The sequence below is a fragment of the Streptomyces sp. NPDC005004 genome (genome assembly GCF_053600675.1).
Map to the genome: position 1 here is coordinate 26141 of NZ_JBSGAH010000009.1, position 20281 is coordinate 46421.

At 72.5% G+C, this 20281-nt stretch carries 22 protein-coding genes and 1 pseudogene; 13 read left to right on the forward strand and 10 right to left on the reverse strand.

The window, feature by feature from the left end; all coding sequences use genetic code 11:
* Positions 1 to 6: 6 nt before the first annotated feature.
* Both ACWEEU_RS14540 and ACWEEU_RS14545 read right to left on the reverse strand, forming a co-directional pair.
* A complete protein-coding gene (locus ACWEEU_RS14540; protein ID WP_451732161.1) occupies positions 7 to 819 on the reverse strand; it encodes a PhzF family phenazine biosynthesis protein in 813 nt (270 codons plus the stop codon).
* A 114-nt stretch (positions 820 to 933) separates the two neighbouring features.
* Positions 934 to 1461: a hypothetical protein gene (locus tag ACWEEU_RS14545; protein ID WP_451732164.1), complete on the reverse strand. Its 528-nt coding sequence runs from the start codon at positions 1459 to 1461 to the stop codon at positions 934 to 936.
* Positions 1462 to 1838: 377 nt separating this feature from the next.
* Between ACWEEU_RS14545 and ACWEEU_RS14550 the strand changes: the two genes are divergently transcribed.
* A complete protein-coding gene (locus tag ACWEEU_RS14550) occupies positions 1839 to 2498 on the forward strand; it encodes a PadR family transcriptional regulator (protein WP_451732167.1) in 660 nt (219 codons plus the stop codon).
* Positions 2499 to 2505: 7 nt separating this feature from the next.
* Here ACWEEU_RS14550 and ACWEEU_RS14555 read toward each other — a convergent pair whose 3' ends face one another.
* Entirely contained in the window at positions 2506 to 2703 is a 198-nt protein-coding gene (locus ACWEEU_RS14555) for a hypothetical protein (protein WP_385746567.1), read from the reverse strand.
* 197 nt (positions 2704 to 2900) lie between these two features.
* Here ACWEEU_RS14555 and ACWEEU_RS14560 point away from each other — a divergent pair, with 197 nt between their 5' ends.
* From ACWEEU_RS14560 to ACWEEU_RS14570, 3 genes and pseudogenes are all read left to right on the forward strand, one after another.
* Positions 2901 to 3443 carry a Clp protease N-terminal domain-containing protein gene (locus ACWEEU_RS14560; protein WP_451732170.1) on the forward strand — a complete coding sequence of 181 codons (543 nt, stop codon included), beginning with the start codon at positions 2901 to 2903 and terminating at the stop codon, positions 3441 to 3443.
* A gap of 147 nt (positions 3444 to 3590) precedes the next feature.
* Positions 3591 to 4593: pseudogene (locus tag ACWEEU_RS14565) on the forward strand (EamA family transporter).
* Between the two features lie 314 nt (positions 4594 to 4907).
* Complete coding sequence (locus ACWEEU_RS14570; protein ID WP_451732173.1) at positions 4908 to 5891, forward strand: DMT family transporter; 984 nt, start codon at positions 4908 to 4910, stop codon at positions 5889 to 5891.
* Here the strand turns inward: ACWEEU_RS14570 and ACWEEU_RS14575 are convergent.
* On the reverse strand, positions 5837 to 6547 hold the full coding sequence (locus ACWEEU_RS14575) for a pyridoxamine 5'-phosphate oxidase family protein (RefSeq protein WP_385746520.1): 711 nt from the start codon (positions 6545 to 6547) through the stop codon (positions 5837 to 5839). The genes ACWEEU_RS14570 and ACWEEU_RS14575 overlap by 55 nt on opposite strands.
* Before the next feature lie 49 nt (positions 6548 to 6596).
* On the opposite strand from ACWEEU_RS14575, the gene ACWEEU_RS14580 reads away from it, so the two are divergent.
* Entirely contained in the window at positions 6597 to 7925 is a 1329-nt protein-coding gene (locus ACWEEU_RS14580; RefSeq protein ID WP_451732176.1) for an aminotransferase class I/II-fold pyridoxal phosphate-dependent enzyme, read from the forward strand.
* A gap of 60 nt (positions 7926 to 7985) precedes the next feature.
* Here the strand turns inward: ACWEEU_RS14580 and ACWEEU_RS14585 are convergent, their stop codons facing one another.
* On the reverse strand, positions 7986 to 8954 hold the full coding sequence (locus ACWEEU_RS14585; protein WP_451732179.1) for a DMT family transporter: 969 nt from the start codon (positions 8952 to 8954) through the stop codon (positions 7986 to 7988).
* A gap of 74 nt (positions 8955 to 9028) precedes the next feature.
* On the opposite strand from ACWEEU_RS14585, the gene ACWEEU_RS14590 reads away from it, so the two are divergent.
* Entirely contained in the window at positions 9029 to 9931 is a 903-nt protein-coding gene (locus ACWEEU_RS14590; protein ID WP_385746526.1) for a LysR family transcriptional regulator, read from the forward strand.
* A gap of 82 nt (positions 9932 to 10013) precedes the next feature.
* Here ACWEEU_RS14590 and ACWEEU_RS14595 read toward each other — a convergent pair whose 3' ends face one another.
* The 3 genes from ACWEEU_RS14595 to ACWEEU_RS14605 form a co-directional block, all read right to left on the reverse strand.
* Entirely contained in the window at positions 10014 to 10484 is a 471-nt protein-coding gene (locus ACWEEU_RS14595; protein WP_385746528.1) for a pyridoxamine 5'-phosphate oxidase family protein, read from the reverse strand.
* 99 nt (positions 10485 to 10583) lie between these two features.
* A complete protein-coding gene (locus ACWEEU_RS14600; RefSeq protein ID WP_385746530.1) occupies positions 10584 to 11012 on the reverse strand; it encodes a Rieske (2Fe-2S) protein in 429 nt (142 codons plus the stop codon).
* Between the two features lie 132 nt (positions 11013 to 11144).
* Positions 11145 to 12413 carry a cytochrome P450 family protein gene (locus ACWEEU_RS14605; RefSeq protein ID WP_451732183.1) on the reverse strand — a complete coding sequence of 423 codons (1269 nt, stop codon included), beginning with the start codon at positions 12411 to 12413 and terminating at the stop codon, positions 11145 to 11147.
* A gap of 278 nt (positions 12414 to 12691) precedes the next feature.
* On the opposite strand from ACWEEU_RS14605, the gene ACWEEU_RS14610 reads away from it, so the two are divergent.
* The 7 genes from ACWEEU_RS14610 (at position 12692) to ACWEEU_RS14640 (ending at position 18842) form a co-directional block, all read left to right on the forward strand.
* Positions 12692 to 13456, forward strand: a complete 765-nt coding sequence (locus ACWEEU_RS14610) for a HipA family kinase (RefSeq protein WP_385746533.1) — start codon at positions 12692 to 12694, stop codon at positions 13454 to 13456.
* Positions 13453 to 13902 (forward strand): DUF3037 domain-containing protein, encoded by a 450-nt coding sequence (locus tag ACWEEU_RS14615; RefSeq protein WP_385746535.1) that lies wholly within the window; start codon positions 13453 to 13455, stop codon positions 13900 to 13902. Before ACWEEU_RS14610 ends, ACWEEU_RS14615 begins: the two co-directional genes overlap by 4 nt.
* Before the next feature lie 144 nt (positions 13903 to 14046).
* Positions 14047 to 14808, forward strand: a complete 762-nt coding sequence (gene fabG, locus ACWEEU_RS14620; RefSeq protein WP_451732187.1) for a 3-oxoacyl-ACP reductase FabG — start codon at positions 14047 to 14049, stop codon at positions 14806 to 14808.
* Between the two features lie 54 nt (positions 14809 to 14862).
* The gene (locus ACWEEU_RS14625) at positions 14863 to 15624 is read left to right on the forward strand and encodes an SDR family oxidoreductase (RefSeq protein WP_385746539.1); all 762 of its coding nucleotides are present in this window, start codon (positions 14863 to 14865) and stop codon (positions 15622 to 15624) included.
* A 218-nt stretch (positions 15625 to 15842) separates the two neighbouring features.
* A complete protein-coding gene (locus ACWEEU_RS14630) occupies positions 15843 to 17420 on the forward strand; it encodes an ABC transporter substrate-binding protein (RefSeq protein ID WP_385746541.1) in 1578 nt (525 codons plus the stop codon).
* Between the two features lie 93 nt (positions 17421 to 17513).
* On the forward strand, positions 17514 to 18200 hold the full coding sequence (locus ACWEEU_RS14635) for a uracil-DNA glycosylase (RefSeq protein ID WP_385746543.1): 687 nt from the start codon (positions 17514 to 17516) through the stop codon (positions 18198 to 18200).
* A gap of 153 nt (positions 18201 to 18353) precedes the next feature.
* A complete protein-coding gene (locus ACWEEU_RS14640) occupies positions 18354 to 18842 on the forward strand; it encodes a hypothetical protein (RefSeq protein ID WP_451732191.1) in 489 nt (162 codons plus the stop codon).
* 175 nt (positions 18843 to 19017) lie between these two features.
* On the opposite strand, the gene ACWEEU_RS14645 is transcribed toward ACWEEU_RS14640, so the two are convergent.
* Both ACWEEU_RS14645 and ACWEEU_RS14650 read right to left on the reverse strand, forming a co-directional pair.
* The gene (locus ACWEEU_RS14645) at positions 19018 to 19434 is read right to left on the reverse strand and encodes a hypothetical protein (protein WP_451732194.1); all 417 of its coding nucleotides are present in this window, start codon (positions 19432 to 19434) and stop codon (positions 19018 to 19020) included.
* Between the two features lie 115 nt (positions 19435 to 19549).
* Positions 19550 to 20110 carry a DinB family protein gene (locus tag ACWEEU_RS14650; RefSeq protein ID WP_451732197.1) on the reverse strand — a complete coding sequence of 187 codons (561 nt, stop codon included), beginning with the start codon at positions 20108 to 20110 and terminating at the stop codon, positions 19550 to 19552.
* Positions 20111 to 20281 lie beyond the last annotated feature (171 nt).

The window sequence follows — 20281 nt, forward strand, 5'->3', positions numbered from 1 at the left end:
CGCTTGTCAGGCGTGCAGTTCCCCGTCGATCACCGTCACCGCGCGGCCGATCAGCAGGGTGCGGTCGCCGCGCAGACGGGTGCGGACGTAGCCGGTGCGGCGGGACGCCTGGAGACCGGTGAGGTCGTCGCGGCCGAGGCGGGCGGACCAGTAGGGCGCGAGGGCGGTGTGGGCGCTGCCGGTGACGCTGTCCTCGTCGATGCCGACGTTCGGGAAGAAGCAGCGGGAGACGAAGTCGCAGCCGAGCGTGGGGTTTTCGGCGCGGGCGGTGACGATCACGCCGCGCGAGGAGCACCCGGCGATCTCCCTGGGGTCGGGGGACAGCTCCAGTACGGCCTTCTCGTCGGCCAACTCGACCAGCAGATCGCCCACTTCGGGGCCGGTGTCGAAGACGGCGACCGGGTCCGCGCCGAGTGCCCGCGCGAGCCCCTCCGGGGCGGCCACCTCGGTGAGCGGGGCGGTCGGGAAGTCCAGGGTGATCCAGCCTTCGTCGCCGGGTGTGGCCGTGAGCACCCCGCTGCGGGTGGCGAACCGTACCGGCCCCTCGTGCGTGCCGGTGGTGTGCAGGACGTGGGCCGTGGCAAGGGTGGCGTGCCCGCACATCGCGACCTCGGTGGCAGGGGTGAACCAGCGCAGCGCCCAGTCCGCCTCACCGCCCTCCGGGAGCCGGTGGGCGAACGCGGTCTCGGGGTGGTTCACCTCGGCGGCGACGTTCCGCAGCCAGTCGTCGCCGGGAAACACGTCGTCCAGGAGGACCACCCCGGCGGGGTTCCCGGTGAAGGGCAGTTCGGTGAAGGCGTCGACGATTCGAATGCGCATGGCGCAGACCCTAGAGCGCCGGACTGGCGCGCGTCCAAGGCCAGTTGGGGCGGGGTGGACCGGTCCGCTTCCTGACCGGGCGCGCTCCCCGACCTGGTGGGAGGCGTCGTGGCGTCACGTGTTCCGGCAGGCCCTGGCTTTGAACTCCGCCATGGAGACGGTGATCGCGGATTCGTCGCCGTTGTCCGCCACGCTGTCGTAGCGGACCCTTCCCGGGGCGAGTCGGTCCCGGTCGGCCAGGGTGAAGGAGACCTCGCTCGCCGACCACTTGTTGTCGCTGGTCCAGCCGTAGAGCGCGTAGGTGGTCCTCGGGGTGAGCGGCGCGAGGGACTTGGTCGCGGTCCAGCCGGCGGCAGGAGAGTCGAGGGTCCAGGTCGCGAGGCCCTGCGTGAGGGGGCGGTCGGCGGTCCACGAACCGACCGTCGCCTGCTTGTCCGCGTCGTCTCCGTCCACGTAGAGGGTCGCGCCCTCGATCCGATGTCCGCAGACCATCATGACGCCGAGCAGATGGCCGTCGGCGGTCACGGAGATGCCGGCGACGGCGTCGATGGGAACGGTGCATCCGGAGGTGGCGGCCAAGGCCACGCCGATCGCGGCGGCGCCCAGGAAGCGCCGGGTCACCGGACGGAAGTGGTCGACCATGTGCTCAGCCCCTGTCCCAGGGCGCGCGGGGGCACCCTTCCCGGATGGTAGAGGGCGAGGCGTGAGCGGTGGCCGTGCCACCGCCCACTCGTTGCGCGCTCGTTGTCGCCTTGTAGCCGCTCGGCAGAGCGGGACCGCCGACCACGGCCCGTCGGTCGGCTGAGGACGGACTGGGCTGCGGAGTCTTCGCGTGGCCATGACGGAATCTCGACGGGTCTCACCAGCGCGCGGGGTCCTATCGCCCCGGCGCAGGGCGGCGACAGCGGGAGTTCTTCGCGAGGGCATTGTCGTAAGCCCGCTAGCGATATATCGTTGAGATGTCGCGTAAGAGACGCGATGGGTACGTGACTGATCGACGAGGGAATGGAGTGGTCGCGATGCGGAACCATGGATTCGAGCGTGCGCATCGTCCTGGCGGGCCCGGTCGGCACGGCTGGGGGGCGTTCGGGGGAGTCGAGGCGCTGCGGGAGGCGTTCGGGCCGTTCGGGCCCGGGGGGCCGGGGTTCGGTCCTGGTGGTCCGGGGCGGCACGGTTTCGGAGGGCCCGGGTTCGGGCCGGGGCCGTGGGCCGGCATGGGGCGTGGCAGGGGCCGGGGGCGGGCGCGGCGCGGTGACGTGCGGGCCTCGATCCTGGCGCTGCTCAAGGACCGGCCGATGCACGGGTACGAGATGATCCAGGAGATCGCGGAGCGTAGTGGGGGCGCCTGGAAGCCGAGCCCCGGCTCGGTCTACCCCACGCTCCAGCTCCTGGAGGACGAGGGTCTGATCGCCAGTGAGAGCGAGGGCGGCAAGAAGCTGTTCTCCCTCACCGAGAGCGGGCGGGCGTCCGCCGAGGAGGGGCCGGAGGCTCCCTGGGAGGAGGCGACGCGCGGTGTCGACTGGGAGGCGCTGAGCGAGATCCGGCAGGCCGGGTTCGGGCTGATGGAAGCCTTCGGTCAGGTGTGGAAGACCGGCACGAAGGAACAGCGCGAGAAGGCGCTCACCGTCGTCAACGAGGCCCGCAAGAAGCTGTACCTCATCCTCGCGGACGAGGACTGACCCGGCCTCACGTCCGCACGCGTCGTATCACCGCCGCGTCGAACAGGTCCCACGCGCGCGGGAGGGCGCTCTCGTCGTGGCAGTGCCAGGCGTCCCAGAACAGGTCGGCGAGCAGGGCGTCGTCCGGGGCGTACACCCGGTACACGTACTGCTTGCCGTCCACCGCCGGCAGACCCACCAGCCAGCACAGGCATCCGTCCTCCACTTGATGTGTGACGTACCAAAGGGGCAAGAGGTTGCGCCATGGGGCGTACGCAAGGCGGCGCGCGCCCCCGAGGCGGAATCGACCGGATCTCCTCCGTGAGGATGAGAAGGACGGGCCGGTTGTCCGCTCAGCGTGGGACGCGAGAATGGTTCCCCTCGTGGATGCCGTCGGCTCCGGCGGCTGATGAGGTGTCTGGTGTGGAACCCCGCACAGTCGGCCGGTCCGCCCCCGACGAGGGCGCGCCGCGCGCCGAGAACGACGCCGGGCCCGGCACCGGCTTCGCGTCGGTGATCGCCGGTGCCCGCCGCAGAGCCGTACGCGACGGCGACCGGCAGATCGACAGTGCCCATCTGCTGCACTCGCTCCTGGAGTCCGACCCCGAGGCGCGCGCGGCCGTCGGCACGCCGACCCAGCTCGCGCGACTGCTCGGCTATCTCGTGCAGCGCAGCATCGGGTACGGGCTGCGCTGGCAGGGCGGTGCCGAGGTGACCGGCGCCGAAGTCATCGCGGGCGGCGAGCGATGGTCGCCGGTCGCGGCCGCCGCGCTGCGCGACGCCGAGGTGCGCGGCGCCCTGCGCCGGGGCCCGCACGGCGGGGCCGACGGTGTCGATCTGCTCGCCGCCCTCGTGGCCGACCCGCGCTCGCGTGCTGTCGAGGTGCTGGAGCGCGCCGGGATTCCTGCGGGCGAACTGCGGGACCGGCTGCGGGCGCGCACGGCCGATGAGGCGCCGCCCTGCTGACCCCGGCGCTCGCGGGGCCCACCGCCACGTCGGCACGTCCGTCGTCACCGTTCACCCCGGCGAAGCCGCCGCCCGCACCGCGCCCCCGGTCCACTCCCCGAGACAGGAGTCAAAAAGGGTGACGCTCATGTCGTCGCCTGTCATCATGTGCGCGTGCACGCGTCTGGGAGCAGAGAAGGCGGCCGCGGCGCCGGGCTGGGGCTCGCCCTGGTGTCGGCCGTGGCGTTCGGTGGGTCGGGAGTCGCGGCCAAGCCGCTGATCGAGGCGGGGCTCGATCCGCTGCACGTCGTGTGGCTGCGCGTGGCCGGTGCCGCCCTTGTCATGCTCCCCGTGGCCGTACGCCATCGCGATCTGCCGCTCCGCCGCCCCGCGTTGCTCGCCGGGTTCGGACTCCTCGCCGTCGCCGGAGTCCAGGCGTGCTACTTCGCCTCGCTCTCGCGGATACCGGTCGGGGTGGCGCTGCTCGTGGAGTATCTGGCGCCCGCGCTGGTGCTCGGCTGGGTGCGGTTCGTGCAGCACAGGCCGGTCACCAAGGCCGCCGCGCTCGGTGTCGTCCTCGCGGCGGGCGGGCTCGCCTGTGTGGTCGAGGTCTGGTCGGGGCTGAGCTTCGACGTGCTCGGCCTGCTGTTCGCGCTCGGCGCCGCCTGCTGTCAGGTCGGCTACTTCGTCCTGTCCGACCAGGGTGGTGACGCGGGCGAGGAGGCGCCGGACCCGCTGGGCGTGATCGCGTACGGTCTGCTGATCGGCACCGTCGTCCTCACGGTCGTCGCCCGCCCGTGGGGCATGGACTGGCGGGTGCTGGGCGGTACCGTGCGGCTCGACGACGGTGGCCGTACCCGCCGCCGCGCTGCTCGTCTGGATCGTTCTCGTCGCCACCGTGCTCGCGTACGTCACCGGCGTGCTCTCGGTACGGCGGCTCTCGCCGCAGGTCGCCGGGGTCGTCGCCTGTCTGGAGGCGGTCATCGCGACCGTGCTCGCCTGGGTGCTTCTCGGCGAGCATCTGTCGGCGCCGCAGGTGTTCGGCGGCGCGGTCGTCCTCGTCGGCGCGTTCATCGCGCAGTCCGCCACGCCCGCCAAGGGTTTCGCGGAGCCGGTCGCTGAGAGCGGCGGCGCCGAACGGGAGTTGTCCGCGCGGGGGACCGCGGCGTAGGGCCTGTCTTCCGGATCCTGCCGAGGTCGCGGGGTCTGGCACGCACATCTGCCGCGTCGCCGTCGCTCGCCGCCGCTCCGCGTCGTCCGGCGGATCATGGCGCGGACGCGGGTACCGGGGCTAAGCTGGTGATCATGTATTCGCGCGCACTCGTCCTTCCGCCCCCGGCCGCCTGAGGCGGGCCTCCGGGAAGAACACGCCCCGCGCAGCACGCGCCGGGCGGGACGGTGCTGCCCGCAGATGAAGTCCACGCGTCCCCGATCGGACGCCTTCCAACTTCCGCACCATCCAGTGCGTTTCTGCGGAGAAACCTCGTGTCGAACGCTGTCTCCGGCCTGCCCGTCGGGCGTGGCCTGCTCTATCTGATCGTCACCGGTGCCACCTGGGGCACGGCGGGTGCCGTCGCCTCCCTGGTCTACCGCACCGGGGACATGGGCCCCTTCGCCCTGTCCTTCTGGCGCTGCGCGGCGGGACTCGTCCTGCTGGTCGCGGGCCGGCTGCTGCGCCGTGGGCGCCGCACCCCGGCCGCCGCCCCGCGTGAGCGCGCCGCCCTGCTCCGGCAGGTGCTCGCCACCGGCGTCGGTCTGGCCGTCTTCCAGACCGCCTACTTCGCCGCCGTGGACGCCACCGGCCTCGCGGTCGCCACGGTCGTGACCCTCGGCGCCGGTCCCGTGCTCATCGCGCTCGGCGCCCGGTTCCTGCTCGGGGAACGGCTGGGCGCCGGAGGTGTCCTCGCGGTCGGCGGCGCGCTCGCCGGGCTCGCCGTGCTCACCCTCGGCGGCTCGGGCGGCACCGTCCGCCCGGCGGGCGTGCTCTGCGCGCTCGGCTCGGCCGCGGGCTACAGCGCGATGACCCTGCTGACCCGCTGGTGGGGTCGTGCGGGAGCGGGCGACGCGGGAGCCACCACGGTCGGCGCCTTCGCGGTCACCACCCTGTGCCTGCTGCCGTTCGCCCTCGTCGAGGGGGTGTTCCCGCACACCGGGCACCCCTTGCGGCTCCTGGCGCTGCTCGCCTACCTCGCCTCCGTCCCCACCGCCCTCGCCTACGCGCTCTACTTCGCGGGAGCCGCCGCCGTACGCTCCGCCACCGTCTCCGTGATCATGCTCCTGGAGCCGGTGACCGCAGCCGTCCTCGCAGTCGCCCTGCTCGGCGAACACCTGACGGCGGCCACGGTGACGGGCACCCTGCTGCTGCTCGGCGCGGTCGCGGCCCTCGCGGCGGGGGAGAGGAGGGCAGCCGCGGGTCAGACCTCGGTCGTCGCGCGGTCCGAGGCGTCGTCCGTCAACGCCACCAGGTAGCCGGGGAGTTCACGTCCCGGTGCCAAGTCGCCGTTGGGTACCGGGACTTCGTAGCCCTTGCGGAGGGGGACCACGCCCGACCAGTGCGGGAGGGCGAGGTCCTCGGGCTCGTCGTTGGCGTCGCCCGTGCGGAGCTTGGCCGAGACCTCGGTGAGGTCGACGCGGATCACCGCGGTGGCGGCCAGTTCCTTCTTGTTCGCGGGGCGGGAGTCGGCCGAGCGCCCGGGTACGACCTGGTCCACCAGGGCGTCGAGGGCCATCGAGCGCTCCTCGGGGTCGGTGACCTGGCGGGCGATGCCGTGGACCACCACCGAGCGGTAGTTGATCGAGTGGTGGAAGGCGGAGCGGGCCAGGACCAGACCGTCGACATGCGTGACGGTGAGGCAGACCGGCAGACCCGGGTCCTCGGCGCCGGACATCCGCAGCGGGCGCGAACCGGTCGAGCCGTGCGCGTACAGCCGCTCACCCACCCGGCAGTACAGCGTCGGCAGCACCACCGGCGCGCCGTCGCGCACGAAGCCGAGATGGCACAGGTACCCCTCGTCGAGGATCGCGTGCACCAGCTCCTTGTCGTAGGACGCCCGCTCGGCGGAGCGGGTGGGCACGGTGCGGTCGGTCGGCGTGTAGGCGCCGGGCTTCTCCTCGGTCCCCTGCATGGCGGTCCCTCCCTGGACTCTTCTATTGCACTAGTGCATAATCTGCTTTGTGCTAGGAGAGTATCCGATCGAAGGTCGTGGCGCAGCGGAGATCGCTGGCAGTGTGGAGCGCGCGGTGAGCAGCGGTGAGCTGCGACCGGGACAAGTGCTGCCGCCGCTACGGGAGTTGGCCGCGCATCTCGGGGTGAACCCCAATACCGTCGCGGCTGCCTATCGCACCCTGCGCGAACGCGGGGTGATCGAGACCGCCGGGCGCAGAGGCAGCCGGGTGCGGTCCAAGCCCGCCACGACCGGCCGCGACGAGCTGCGCGTGGAGGTGCCGCCCGGGGGCCGGGACCTGTCCACCGGCAACCCCGACCCGGCCCTGCTGCCGCCGCTCGGCCCGGCGTTCGCCGACGCGGCCGCCCGCGCGGACCGCGCCCCCGTTCTCTACGGCACCGAGCCGGTCGACCCCGAACTCGCCCGCATCGCCCGCGCCGAACTCGACGCCGACGGCGTGCCCGAAGGGCCCCTCACCGTCACCTCCGGCTCGCTCGACGCGATCGAGCGGGTCCTCGCGGCCCACCTCAGGCCCGGCGACGCGGTCGCGGTGGAGGACCCCGGCTGGGGCAGTGTCCTGGACCTCGTCCCGGCGCTCGGGCTGCGCGCCGTACCGGTGGGCGTGGACGACGAGGGTCCGCGCGTGGCGGACCTGCGCGCCGCCCTGGACGCCGGGGCACGCGCGCTGATCGTCACCGTCCGCGCGCAGAATCCCACCGGCGCCTCGGTGAGCGCGTCACGTGCGCGGGCTCTGCGGGGCGTGCTGCGCGCGCATCAGGACGTGCTGCTCGTCGAGGACGACCACGGTCACGGCTTCGTCGACCTCGCGCCGTATCCGCTCGCGGGTGCCACCACCCGCTGGGCCTTCGTGCGCTCGGTCTCCAAGAACTACGGCCCCGATCTGCGCGTCGCCGTCCTCACCGGGGACGCCCGCACCGTCGACCGGGTGCGCGGCCGCCAGCGGCTCGGGCCCGGCTGGGTGAGCCTGCTCCTCCAGCGCGCGGTGGCCAGACTGTGGGCCGACGGCGCGGTGGACGGCTCGGTCGCGCGGTCCTACGGCGCGCGCCGTACGGCGCTGACCGAGGCGCTCGCGCGGCGCGGGGTCACCGCGTACGGCCGCAGCGGCATGAACGTGTGGGTGCCGGTCCCGGACGAGACGGGCGCCGTGGCCCGGCTCCTGCAGTCCGGCTGGGCCGTGGCGCCCGGCGCCCGCTTCCGGCTCGACACCCCGCCAGGCGTCCGCATCACCGTCTCGCCGCTCGCGGACTTTGACATCGAGCCGCTGGCGGACGCGGTGGCGGCGGCGGTACGGCCGTCACCGGCACGGTCGTACGGGTGACGCGGGGTTGGCCGGTGAGGGTGACTCGGGAAGGTCCCGCTCCGGGGGCGGCTGCGGTGCTCAGCTCTTCCGCCGTGCCTGTGTGAGCGCGGCCCCCGCGAGGACGATCACCGCGCCCACCGGAGTGGTCCAGGCGACCGACTCCCCGAGGATCGCCACGCCCGCCGCCGTGGCGATGACCGGGATGAAGTAGGTCACCATCTGCGCGGTGGTGGGCCCGACTTCGGCGACAAGTCCGTACTGGATGAGCACCGCCACGCCCGTGCCGAGGGCGCCGAGCGCGGCCACCGCGAGCAGCGGGACGAGTGCGAAATGGGTCGGGAACGAGGTGAACAGGGGCGTGACGACGGCCAGTTGCACGGTCGCCAGGAACAACTGCGCCCCCGTCATGGCGAGGTGCGAGTTGCCGGTGCCCGACAGGGTGCGGCGGACGTAGATCCAGCCGACCGGGTAGCAGAGCGAGGCCAGCAGGGCCATCGCCGTGCCCGTGGCGTCGATGCCGTGGAAGCCCTGCCACGCGCCGAGGACCGTCAGCACCCCGAGGAAGCCGAGGCCGAGACCGGCGAAGCGGACCCGGGTCGGGCGGTCCTCGGAGAGGGCGACCAGAGAGAGGACCATGCCCCACAGCGGCGAGGTGGCGTTGCAGATGCCGGCCAGCGTGGAGGGGATGGTCAGCTCCGCGTAGGCGAAGAGGGAGAAGGGCGCGGCGTTCAGGAAGAACGCGGCGACCGCCATGTGTCCCCACGTCCGGGCCCCGCGCGGCAGTCGCTCCCGCTTGACGGCCATCGCCGCCACGAGCACGGCCGTGCCGAACACCAGCCTGCCGAGGGTCACTTGGAACGGGGCGTACGAGGTCGTGCCGACCTTGATCAGAAGGAAGCTGAAGCCCCAGATCGCGGAGAGAAGGCCGAAGCGCAGCCGCCAGTCGGTGCGCGGGCGCTGGGCGGCGACCGGGGCGGACGCGGAATCGGCGGAAGCGAGGTCGGCGGACGCGGGCGTTGCCGTGCGGGAAGGGGAGACCGTGCTCATGCCATCAAAGATGCGGCTCGCAACTTCGTAGCACAATCGAGAATTGTCACGCGGTATCTCTTAGGATCGCTTACATGTTGAACCTGGAGCGCCTGCGCACCCTGGACGCCCTCGCCCGGCACGGCTCGGTGAGCGCCGCCGCCGACGCGCTGCACGTCACCACCTCCGCCGTCTCGCAGCAACTCGGCAAACTGGAGCGGGAGGTCGGGCAGCGACTGCTCGCCAAGAACGGGCGCGGGGTCCGGCTCACGGACGCGGGCCGACTGCTCTCCGAGCACGCCTCGCGCATCCTCTCCCAGGTGGAGCTGGCCCAGTCGGACCTGGAGGCACACCGGGGGCAGGTCGTCGGCGAGTTGCGCCTCTCGGCGTTCCCCACCGCGGCCCGCGGGCTCTTCCCGGCCGCGCTCGCCGGGCTGCGAGCCCTGCATCCGGGGCTGCGGGTGCGCTCCAGCGAGCTGGAACCGGAGCAGGGCGTCGCCGGGGTCGTCCGCGGCGACCTCGACCTCGCGGTGGTGCTCGACTGGTACAACAAGCCGATGCCCGTGCCGGACGGCCTGGTCAAGGCGCCGCTGCTGGACGATCCCGCGGAGGTCGCGATCCCCGCCGGACATCCGCTCGCGGGCCGTGACGAGGTGGACCTCGCCGAGTTCGCCGAGGACGAGTGGATCACCTGGGGCGAGGGCGAGTTCTGCCACGAGTGGCTGATCTTCACCCTGCGCTCCCGGGGAGTCGAGCCCCTCGTGGGGCACCGGGCAGGCGAGACCCACACCCAACTCGCGCTCGTGGCTGCCGGGTTGGGGGTGTGCATCGCGCCTCTGCTGGGGCGCGACCCGGTGCCGCCGGGCGTGGTCCTGGTCCCGCTCAAGCAGCGGGTGCGCAGGCATGTCTACGTGGTCTGGCGCGCTGACGCGGACCGCCGTCCCTCGATCCGCGCGGCGGTCGAGGCGCTGCGGACGGCGGCCCGGCAGCTCGGCTGAGGCGGGGCGGCGACTGAGGCCGGGGCGGCGGTCGAAGCCGGGGTGCCTCCTGCGCCGTGCCCGGGCCTACGCCTGCCCGGCTTTACGCCTTGCCCAGCTTTCGGAAGTCCCAGGAGACGATCTTCTCCGGCGTCAGCCGGGCCCAGGCGTGCCGCCCGTCGTGCGGCATCTCGTCCAGGCCGAAGTTCTTGCGCGCGAACAGTGTCTCCACCGCGTCGAGTTCGGCACACAGCTCACCCGTGCGCGGCACCTCGCCCACGAAGTCCACCCGTCCGGACAGCTCCGCCCCGCGCAGCTGGTCGTACTCCTCGCCCGCGTCCACCACCACCGCGATCCGCTGGTCACGGCTGAGCTGGGACCAGCGCTTGCTGCGCACCACGGAGTAGAGCCACAGCGAGGTGCCGTCCCACACGAACCACAGCGCGCTCACGTGCGGGGTGCCGTCCGCCGCGACGGTCGCGACCCGGCAGGTGCGCTGGACGGTCAGGAACGCGTCCAGCTCGCCCGGAGTCATCATGATCTTCCGGCCCCGGCGCTGCTCGGTGACGGTCATACGGCCCCCTCTTCTCCCCAGTCGTCCAAGAGAACACCCCCGTGCCGACGATCCTCCGGCAGGGCGCCGGAAAAGGGAACACGGCCCGGGGGAGCGTGATCAGGCCAGCTCGATCGAGTCGCCGGACACTTTGATCTTCTTCGCGGGCAGCCCCTGCGTCGCGGGCCCCTGTTTCACACTGCCGTCCTCCACCGAGAAGTGGCTGTTGTGGCACGGGCACACGATCACCCCGTCGCTCACGCTGCCCACCGCACACCCCTGGTGGGTGCACTTGGCGGAGAACGCCTTGTACGTCCCGGCGGAGGGCTGGGTCACCACCACACCCTCGTCCTTGAAGATCTTGCCGCCGCCCTCCGGGATGTCCGAGGTCTTGCCGAGCGCGGCACCGGCCGCGCCGCTGCCGACGGTGTCGGAACCGTTGTCCGAGCCGCAGGCCGCCAGGGCCACGGTGAGCCCGGCCGCTCCGGCCGCCGCCATCACCGTACGCCGGGCCGGGTTCGCTACGGGCTGGGACGATGCGCTGGTCATGGGGTGTTCCCTTCCGCCGGGGTGCTCGTACGTGATCTGTCCAGGGGTACGGCCCGGCGGCACCGCCCGTTCAGTCACGTGCCCCGATCCTCACCGCTCGGGAACGAGGAGGGCGTAAGGCCCGGCGGAGGGTCAGTCCGCCGCGGGCCGCCCGGTCGGGACGGGCCGGACCGGAAGCACGTGCACGGTGTTGCCGACGAAACTGGGGTGGCGGGGCAAGTCGTTTTCTTCGGCGGCGAGTTCGAGGTCCGGGAAGCGGGTGAACAGGCGCTCGAGGGCCACGGTCGCTTCGAGCCGCGCGAGCGGGGCGCCCAGGCAGTAGTGCGCGCCGTGACCGAGGGAGAGGTGCCGTACGGCGTCGGGGCGGCCGGGGCGTGTGACGTCGAAACGGCCGGCGTCCGGGCCGTGCGCCGCCTGGTCGCGCCCGGCGGCGGAGTAGCCCGCGAGAACCGGGGTGCCCGCCGGGATCACGGTGCCGTCGACCACGAGATCCCGCACCGGGTAGCGGAACGGGAAGTAACTCACCGGCGCGTCCCAGCGCAGGGTCTCCTCCACCACGTCGGCCCAGCTCGCCCCGCCCGCGCACACCAGGGCGAGTTGGTCGCGGTGAGCGCACAGGGCGCGCACCGCGTTGGTGATCAGGTTCAGGGTCGTCTCGTGCCCGGCGACGATCAACAGCACCAGGGTGCCGATCAGTTCCTCCTGGCCGAGCCGGTCGCCGCCCTCGTCGCGGGCCGCGATGAGGGCGCTGGTCAGGTCGTCGCCGGGGCGCGCGGCCTTGGCGGCGGCGATCTCGCCGAGCACGCCCACGAGTTCGCGGTTCGCGGCGAGTACCGCCTCGGGTCCGATGTCGGTTCCCGTCACCGCGTTGCTCAGCCGGTGCAGCCGGTCACGGAACTCCGCGTCCACGCCCAGGAGTTCACCGATCACACTCATGGGCAGCGGCATCGCGAAGCGCCTGCGCAGATCGGCGACCCCCTCGCCCGCCTCGGCTGCCGCCGCCAGATCGTCCAGGAGGGCGTCGGTCAGCTCCACGACACGCGGACGCAGCGCCTCGACCCGGCGGGGAGTGAACGCCCGGGCGACCAGGGAGCGCAGCCGCCGGTGGTCCTCGCCGTCCGCCGTGGTCATCCCGCGCACGGTGGCGAAGGTCAGCAGTGGCCAGCCCGGTGCGATCCGTCCCTCCCGCAGAGCAGCGAAGTGCCGTGCGTCCTTGGCGACTTCGGGATGCTGGAGGAACTCCCTCAGCGCTTCGTGCCCGAGGACGGCCATCCCCTCGACCCCGCCCGGCAGTTCGACGGGCGCCACCGCGCCGAGGGCGAGCAGCCGGGTGTTGTCGGCGTGCGGGCAGCCGCCGGCGGGGTCCAGGCGGTGCGGGGCTCCTGCGGACGAGGTCTCCACGGTTCTCCTGACGGTCGTACGGCCGGTCCGGACGTGCGGGGACGGTGCCCGGCCGATCGTAGGCGCGGGAGGGCCCGTGTGGAGAGGGGTCGTCCGGTCCGGCCCACGACCGGACTGCCGAGGAGGGCGGACCAGGACGCGGCGAGCCGCTCGGGATCCGTGGCGTCGACGATGAGGGCGTTGATCCGCGGGGGAGGGTCCGTCATGCGCCGATCCTCGCAGGAGCGGCGGAAACGGCGGCCGGCCGAAGGCCGTCGCACGCGATATAACCTGGGCAAATGTTGACCGAAGTCACCGCCACCCGGTTCGTCACGCCCCTGCGTGAGGGCGGCTCGCTGCCGGGGCTCGTCGAGGCCGACGATCTCGGGCTCTACGTCCTGAAGTTCACCGGCGCCGGGCAGGGCCGCAAGACCCTCGTCGCCGAGGTCGTCTGCGGGGAGCTCGCCCGCCGCCTCGGCTTCCGGGTGCCCGGGCTGGTGACCGTCCAACTGGACCCCGTCCTCGGCCTCGGTGAACCCGAACGGCAGGTGCAGGACCTGCTGCGGTCCAGCGGGGGCGCCAACCTCGGCATGGACTTCCGCTCCGGCGCCCTCGGCTTCGACCCGCTCGCCTTCCCGGTGACGCCCGAGGAAGCGGGCCGGATCGTCTGGTTCGACGCGCTGATCAACAACGTGGACCGCTCCTGGCGCAACCCCAACCTCCTTGTCCAGCAAGGACAGTTGTGGCTCATCGACCACGGCGCCACCATGATCTGGCACCACAACTGGCCCTCCGCCGACGCCTCGGCCGCCCGTCCGTACAACGCCGCCGACCACGCTCTCGCCCGCTTCGCCCCGGATGTCGCCGCCGCTGCCGCCGAGCTGGCCCCGAGGGTCACCGAGGACCTGCTCGCCGAGGTCACCGCCGAGATCCCGGACGCGTGGCTGACCGGCGAGCCCGGCTTCGACACCCCGGACGACCTGCGCCGCGCCTACGCCCGGCCCCTTCTCGCGCGGGCGGTCTCCGTCCACGAGCGCATCGACGGCCTCCAGGAGAGCAAGTGAGCGAGCACCACATTCACATGGCCGGACATGTGGTCGAGCGCCACATCACCCGGACGGGCCAGGGCGGCGACCGCGCCGTGTACGAGTACGCCCTGCTCCGCGTCGTCCCCCGCGTCGAGCGCGGCGAGCGGATCAACGCCGGGGTCCTCGTCTACTGCCGAGCCCACGACTACATCGGCGCCCGCACCCATCTGGACGAGTCCCGCCTCCTCGCCCTCGACCCCCAGGCCGACGTGGCCGGGATCAGGGCCGCGCTCGGCGCCGTCGAGCGGATCTGCGCGGGGGGTGAGGACGCCGGTCAGGCCGTGGGCGACGATGCCGGGCGGCGTTTCCGCTGGCTGATCGCGCCCCGCTCCGCCGTTGTCCAGCCGGGGGCTGTGCACACCGGGCTGACCGCCGATCCGGTGGCCGAGACCGAACGGCTGCTCGACCTCCTGGTCAGGTAATGGATCACACCACCCGGTGTCCCGTTGACACCGGGTGCCAGGGCTTCTAGCGTCACGGGTGCGGAAGGTACTAAGCGGTCGCTCACCGCACTCGGGTCCTGTCAAGGGCCACTCGGGTTCTCTCAAGGGCGAGGAGAAGCAGCAATGTCCACCACTGAACAGCGGGTCGCGGTAGTCACCGGCGCGGCACGAGGGATCGGCGCCGCCACCGCCGTACGCCTGGCAGCCGAGGGTCACGCCGTCGCGGTGATCGACCTGGACGAGGCCGCCTGCAAGGACACCGTCGAGAAGATCACCTCGGCGGGCGGCAAGGCCATCGCGGTCGGCGCGGACGTCTCCGACGAGGCGCAGGTCGAGGCCGCGATCGCCCGGGTCGCCGAGGAGCTGGGCGCGCCCACGATCCTCGTCAACAACGCCGGTGTGCTGCGCGACAACCTGCTGTTCAAGATGAGCGCGTCCGACTGGGACACCGTTCTCAACGTGCACCTGCGCGGCTCCTTCCTCATGACCAAGGCCGTCCAGAAGCACATGGTCGACGCGGGCTTCGGCCGGATCGTCAACCTCTCCTCGTCCTCCGCGCTGGGCAACCGCGGCCAGGCCAACTACTCGGCCGCCAAGGCGGGTCTGCAGGGCTTCACCAAGACCCTCGCCATCGAGCTGGGCAAGTTCGGCATCACCGCCAACGCCGTGGCCCCCGGCTTCATCGCCACCGAGATGACCAAGGCCACCGCCGAGCGCGTCGGCATGGGCTTCGACGACTTCAAGAAGGCCGCCGCCACCCAGATCCCGGTCCAGCGCGTGGGTGTGCCCGAGGACATCGCCAACGCCATCGCCTTCTTCACCGGCGAGGCGGCCGGGTTCGTCTCCGGCCAGGTGCTCTACGTCGCCGGCGGACCGCTCGACTAGTCGCCCGGGAGAACTGGGCAACCTCGTCACTCGGGAATCTTGAGGATCACGGACATGACTGAACTCCCGGAGCTCTCCGGCAAGGTCGCGCTCGTCACGGGCGCGAGCCGGGGCATCGGCTACGGCGTGGCGGAGGCCCTGATAGCGCGCGGCGACCGCGTGTGCATCACGGGCCGCAACGAGGAGGCGCTGAAGGAGGCCGTCGAGCGGCTCGGCGCCGAACGCGTCATCGGCGTCGCGGGCAAGGCGCACGACCTCGACCACCAGAGCACGGTGGTCGAGCGCACCATGGAAGCCTTCGGCCGCATCGACTTTCTGGTGAACAACGCGGGCACCAACCCGGTCTTCGGCCCCATCGCGGACGTCGACCTGAACGTCGCCCGCAAGGTGTTCGAGACCAACGTCGTCTCGGCGCTCGGCTTCGCCCAGAAGACCTGGCATGCCTGGCAGCGCGAACACGGCGGCGCGATCGTCAACATCGCCTCCGTCGCGGGCCTCGCGCCCTCGCCGTTCATCGGCGCCTACGGCGTCAGCAAGGCCGCCATGATCAACCTGACCCAGCAGCTCGCACACGAGTTCGCACCCAAGGTGCGGGTCAACGCGATCGCCCCGGCCGTGGTGAAGACCAAGTTCGCCGAGGCGCTCTACGAGGGCCGCGAGGCGGAGGCCGCCGCCTCCTACCCGCTCGGCCGGCTCGGTGTGCCCTCCGACATCGGCGGGGCCACCGCCTTCCTCACCTCCGAGCAGTCCGACTGGATCACCGGCCAGACGCTCGTCGTGGACGGCGGTATCTTCCTCAACGCCGGGGTGGGCTGACCCTCCTCGCGGGGCTTTTGGCCCCTGACCGGCCGTCTCTTCCGGGCGCCGTTCCCCAGCGGAACGGCGCCCGGAGCGCTGTGCGGCGACCGGCCTTCGCGATGACGACGTTGTCACCGTCCGATCCGTCAACAACGGCTGTTTCAGGGGAGGTTCAGGAGACCAAATGCTGCGGTATGGTCTGCCGACCTTGGTACGGCGGATCGAGGAGCGTGCGCGTGTTCAAGCGGAACCGATTCCTTCGAAGAGTCGCGGCGGCCGCGTCCATCAGCCTGGTGTCCGGCTGCGCCCTGCTCCCCGGCAGCGCCCGGACCGACGACGGCCCGATCGTCGTCGGCACCACCAGCGCCCCCAGCACCCTGGACCCCGCCGGCGCCTGGGACGGCTCCTGGGAACTGTTCCGCAACGTCTACCAGACCCTCCTCGCCTACCCCACCGGCACCACCACCCCCCAGCCCGACGCCGCACAGAGCTGCGGCTTCTCCGACTCGGCCGGCCGTACCTACCACTGCCGGCTGCGCCCGGGCATGAAGTTCTCCGACGGCCACCCGCTCGACGCCCAGGCCGTGCAGGCGTCCATCAACCGCATCCGCCTCATCAACGCCCCGGGCGGCCCCGCGGGTCTGCTCGGCAGCCTGGACCGGGTCGAGACCTCCGGCGACCGCGACGTGGTCTTCCACCTCAAGAAGGCCGACGCCACCTTCCCGTTCGTGCTCGCCACCCCCGCGATGTCGATCGTGGACCCGCGCGACTACCCCGCCCACTCCCTGCGCGACAAGGGCGACGTCCACGGCTCCGGTCCCTACCGCCTCCAGTCCTACGACGAGGGCAAGCAGGCCGTCCTCGTCCGCAACGACCGCTACGACGGCTACGCCAAGCGGCTCAACGACGCGGTGACCATCCGCTACTTCCAGGACTCCCGCTCCATGGTCCAGGCGCTGCGCGACAAGCGGATCGACGTCACCTACCGGGGGCTCGCCGCCGGTGACATCGTCGCCCTGGAGAAGCAGGACCGCACCGACCTCCAGCTGATCGACGGCGCCGGGATCGACATCAGTTACCTGGTCTTCAACCCCAAGGACCCCTGGGCGCGGCAGGACGCCGTACGCCGGGCCGTCGCGCAGGTCGTCGACCGCGGGGCCATCGCGCACCGGGTCTACAAGGACACCGTGGACCCGTTGTACTCCATGGTCCCCAAGGGGCTGGTCGGGCACACCACGCCGTTCTTCGACACCTTCGGCGACCCGAGCACCGCCAAGGCACGCAAGACCCTCACCGGCGCGGGCATCAAGCGGCGCGTCCCGCTCACGCTCTGGTACACCAGCGACCGCTACGGCTCCGAGACGGCGCTGATGTTCCAGGAGCTGCGGCGGCAGCTCGACGCCTCGGGACTGTTCACGATCACCCTGAAGGCGCGGCCCTGGAAGAGCTATGTGGCCGGATACCAGAAGGGGGAGTACCCGGTGTTCGGGCGCGGCTGGTTCCCGGACTTCCCCGACCCGGACAACTTCATCACGCCGTTCGTCGGCGAGAACAACGCGCTCGGCACGCCCTATCCGGCCAAGAGGATCACCTCGGTCCTGCTGCCCCGCTCGCGCGCGATGCGCGACCGCGCCGAGGTGGTCAAGGACATGGCGGAGGCGCAGCAGGAGCTCGCGGACGACGCGCGGCTGCTGCCGCTGTGGCAGGGCCGGCAGTACCTCGCGGCGAGCGGCGACATCTCCGGCGGGGAGCGGGCGCTCGACCCCTCGACGATCATGACGGTCTGGGAGCTGTACCGGAAGACGAGCTGGTGAGCGGGGGCGTACGGCATCCTCACGTGCCCGTTGTCAGCGGTCGCCTGTAGGTTCTGAGTGCTGGAAGTGACCGCACATCGTGAGGACGTTGACGTGACCGACATCGCCATGCTGCCCGAGTCCTGGCGCGGGGTTCTGGGCGACGAACTGGAGAAGCCCTACTTCAAGGAGCTGACCGAGTTCGTCGAGGAGGAGCGGGCGAAGGGCCCTGTCTACCCCCCGCGCGAGGAGGTCTTCGCGGCGCTCGCGGCGACGCCGTACGACAAGGTCAAGGTCCTCGTCCTCGGCCAGGACCCGTACCACGGCGAGGGCCAGGGGCACGGGCTGTGCTTCTCGGTGCGGCCCGGCGTGAAGACGCCGCCCTCGCTGCGGAACATCTACAAGGAGATGCGCGAGGAGCTGGATCTGCCGGTCCCGGACAACGGCTATCTGATGCCCTGGGCCGAGCAGGGCGTCCTGCTGCTGAACGCGGTGCTGACCGTGCGCGCGGGCGAGGCCAACTCCCACAAGGGCAAGGGCTGGGAGAAGTTCACCGACGCGGTGATCCGCGCCGTCGACTCCCGTCCCGACCCGGCGGTCTTCGTGCTGTGGGGCAACTACGCGCAGAAGAAGCTTCCCCTGATCGACGAGACCCGCCATGTGGTGGTCAAGGGCGCGCACCCCTCGCCGCTGTCGGCGAAGCGGTTCTTCGGCTCCCGCCCGTTCACCCAGATCAACGAGGCCATCGAGAAGCAGGGGCACGAGGCGATCGACTGGCGGATTCCGAACCTGGCGGTCTGAGGTCGCCTGCAGGGGGGTCTGCGGGGGGGGGTGCCGGTTCGGGTGTGTCACCCCGGCGTACGGGGCCGCCTGCCCGGTATCTCCACCGGCTGCGGTTAGCGTCGGGGCAGGCGGGCCGGACAGCGGCCCGGCGGTGAGGGCTCGGAGGGCGCGGTGGCGGAGCGGCAGGAGCAGACGGCGCCGGATGCCCTGCTCACCCGGATCGGGCAGGTCGTGATGCTGCACCACGGCGGCGACCGCGAGGAGGCCCAGCGGCGCCTGCTGGAGCTGTGGGCCGAGACGGCCGAGGCCGGCGACCCGCTCCACCGCTGCACCCTCGCCCACTACCTCGCCGACACCCAGGTCGAGCCCGACGCCGAACTCGCCTGGGACCTCCGGGCGCTGTCGGCCGCCCAGGAGCTGACCGACCCCTCGCCCGTCCGCGGCTTCTACCCCTCCCTCCACCTCAACCTCGCCGCCGACTACCTCAAACTCGGCCACGCCGAAGCCGCCCGCACCCACCTCCACCGAGCCCGCCGCGCCGCCGACTCCCTGGCGGACGACGGCTACGGCGCGGGAGTCCGCGCGGCGATCACCCGCCTGGAGCTGCGGCTGGGGGACGGCGAGGGGTACGGGCCGCCGCGACAGCGGCCGGTGGGCTAGGGGGGTCCTCCCGGTCTTCGTGGATCAGCTCGCGGCGTCCGGTGCGGTGCCTCGGCGTGCCCCGGTGAGGCGAGGGCCCCGGCCCCCGGTCGGCGCGTCGGGGAGGGGCGCCGTCGCCCAGTAGGGGCGCCCGGACCACGCCCGGCGTCGTGCGGGCGGCACCCGCCCCCGCCGCTCAGCGCCCGTACGCCCTCCCGCAGATCACCGACGCCGGGCTGTCCCTTCGCCAGCCGCCGTACTTGCGGCCGAGCGCGCAGATGTCCGGGGCTTTGACGGTCGGGCGGGAGCGGGGGGCGGGGGCCGGGCGGAGGGTGTTGCGGGGCGCCGGGCTCGTGCGGGTGGGGTGCGCTGCCGGGGGTGGCGGTGGCGGAGGGGAGAGTCGGGGGGAGGGCGTCGGGTGCTTCGGGTCGTCCGGGGGCGGGCCCATGCGGGCCAGGGCTTCACGGGCGGGCGCCTGCACCGGGCGGGGGGTCGCCGTGCCCGTCGCCGGGTGGGGGGCGACGGGGGCCGGGGCATGTACGGTCACGCAGCCGGTGAGGGCCGAGACGGCCACGGTGACCCACAGCGCTGCGGTGGTCGTCGGTCGATGCACTCGGGCAACTCTGCTGGCCGCGCCGCCGCCTTGGCACCAGCTACGCACGGGTGATCCACTCGCAGGAGTGATCCCGTCGCCCGCAGGAAGGACGCGGGCGTATCCAGGGTGACGCTCACTCGCCGGTGCGGCCGTCGATCCGTTCGCGCAGCAGGTCGGCGTGGCCGTTGTGGCGGGCGTACTCCTCGATCATGTGGGTGTAGATCCAGCGGAGGCTGTAGCGCCGCTCGTCGTGGGGGCGGCGCTTGCCGAGCGAGAGGTCGTCCAGCTCGAAGCGGGCGGCGTTGGTCCGGGCGGTCTCGATCTCGGCCTGCCAGACGGCGTACGCGTCCTTCCAGGTGTCGGCCTCGGTGAGATGGAGGTCGCCGTCCGGGTCCTCGTCGCTCCAGTAGATCCACCCCTGGTCGTCGCCGGCCAGCACCTTGCGGAACCAGGCCCGCTCCACGTCGGTCATGTGCCGTACCAGGCCCATCAGCGACAGGTCGGACGGCGGCACGGACGCGGTGCGGAGCTGGTCGTCGGTCAGGTCCTCGCACTTCCAGGCGAGGGTGCGGCGGTGGTAGTCGAGCCAGCCCTCCAGCATGGCGCGTTCACCGGCGTCCAGGGCGGGGGAGGGGCGGTCGTCGGGAGCGGGGTTCTCGGCGGGGGCCCGGCTTTCGGCAGTCATGATCGGCATCCTCGCAGCCGGGCCGCTACGGCGACAGGGGATTTCGCCCATCTCCCCACAGACCTCGGCCGCGCAGCATCCCCGCCGGCAACTCCCGCGCATCCGCCCGGACTTCCTCAAGCTCCGGCGCCGCGTGGCGGAACGAACCCGCCGTGCACGCGCACATCGGGCCGTCGCGTC

Excerpts from the sequence above, each read along its gene's own strand:
- ACWEEU_RS14540 (WP_451732161.1), bottom strand. The coding sequence starts at position 819 with ATGCGCATTCGAATCGTCGACGCCTTCACCGAACTGCCCTTCACCGGG.
- ACWEEU_RS14545 (WP_451732164.1), bottom strand. The coding sequence starts at position 1,461 with ATGGTCGACCACTTCCGTCCGGTGACCCGGCGCTTCCTGGGCGCCGCC.
- ACWEEU_RS14550 (WP_451732167.1), top strand. The coding sequence starts at position 1,839 with ATGCGGAACCATGGATTCGAGCGTGCGCATCGTCCTGGCGGGCCCGGT.
- ACWEEU_RS14575 (WP_385746520.1), bottom strand. The coding sequence starts at position 6,547 with ATGCAGGGGACCGAGGAGAAGCCCGGCGCCTACACGCCGACCGACCGC.
- ACWEEU_RS14585 (WP_451732179.1), bottom strand. The coding sequence starts at position 8,954 with ATGAGCACGGTCTCCCCTTCCCGCACGGCAACGCCCGCGTCCGCCGAC.
- ACWEEU_RS14590 (WP_385746526.1), top strand. The coding sequence starts at position 9,029 with ATGTTGAACCTGGAGCGCCTGCGCACCCTGGACGCCCTCGCCCGGCAC.
- ACWEEU_RS14595 (WP_385746528.1), bottom strand. The coding sequence starts at position 10,484 with ATGACCGTCACCGAGCAGCGCCGGGGCCGGAAGATCATGATGACTCCG.
- ACWEEU_RS14600 (WP_385746530.1), bottom strand. The coding sequence starts at position 11,012 with ATGACCAGCGCATCGTCCCAGCCCGTAGCGAACCCGGCCCGGCGTACG.
- ACWEEU_RS14610 (WP_385746533.1), top strand. The coding sequence starts at position 12,692 with ATGTTGACCGAAGTCACCGCCACCCGGTTCGTCACGCCCCTGCGTGAG.
- fabG (WP_451732187.1), top strand. The coding sequence starts at position 14,047 with ATGTCCACCACTGAACAGCGGGTCGCGGTAGTCACCGGCGCGGCACGA.
- ACWEEU_RS14625 (WP_385746539.1), top strand. The coding sequence starts at position 14,863 with ATGACTGAACTCCCGGAGCTCTCCGGCAAGGTCGCGCTCGTCACGGGC.
- ACWEEU_RS14650 (WP_451732197.1), bottom strand. The coding sequence starts at position 20,110 with ATGCCGATCATGACTGCCGAAAGCCGGGCCCCCGCCGAGAACCCCGCT.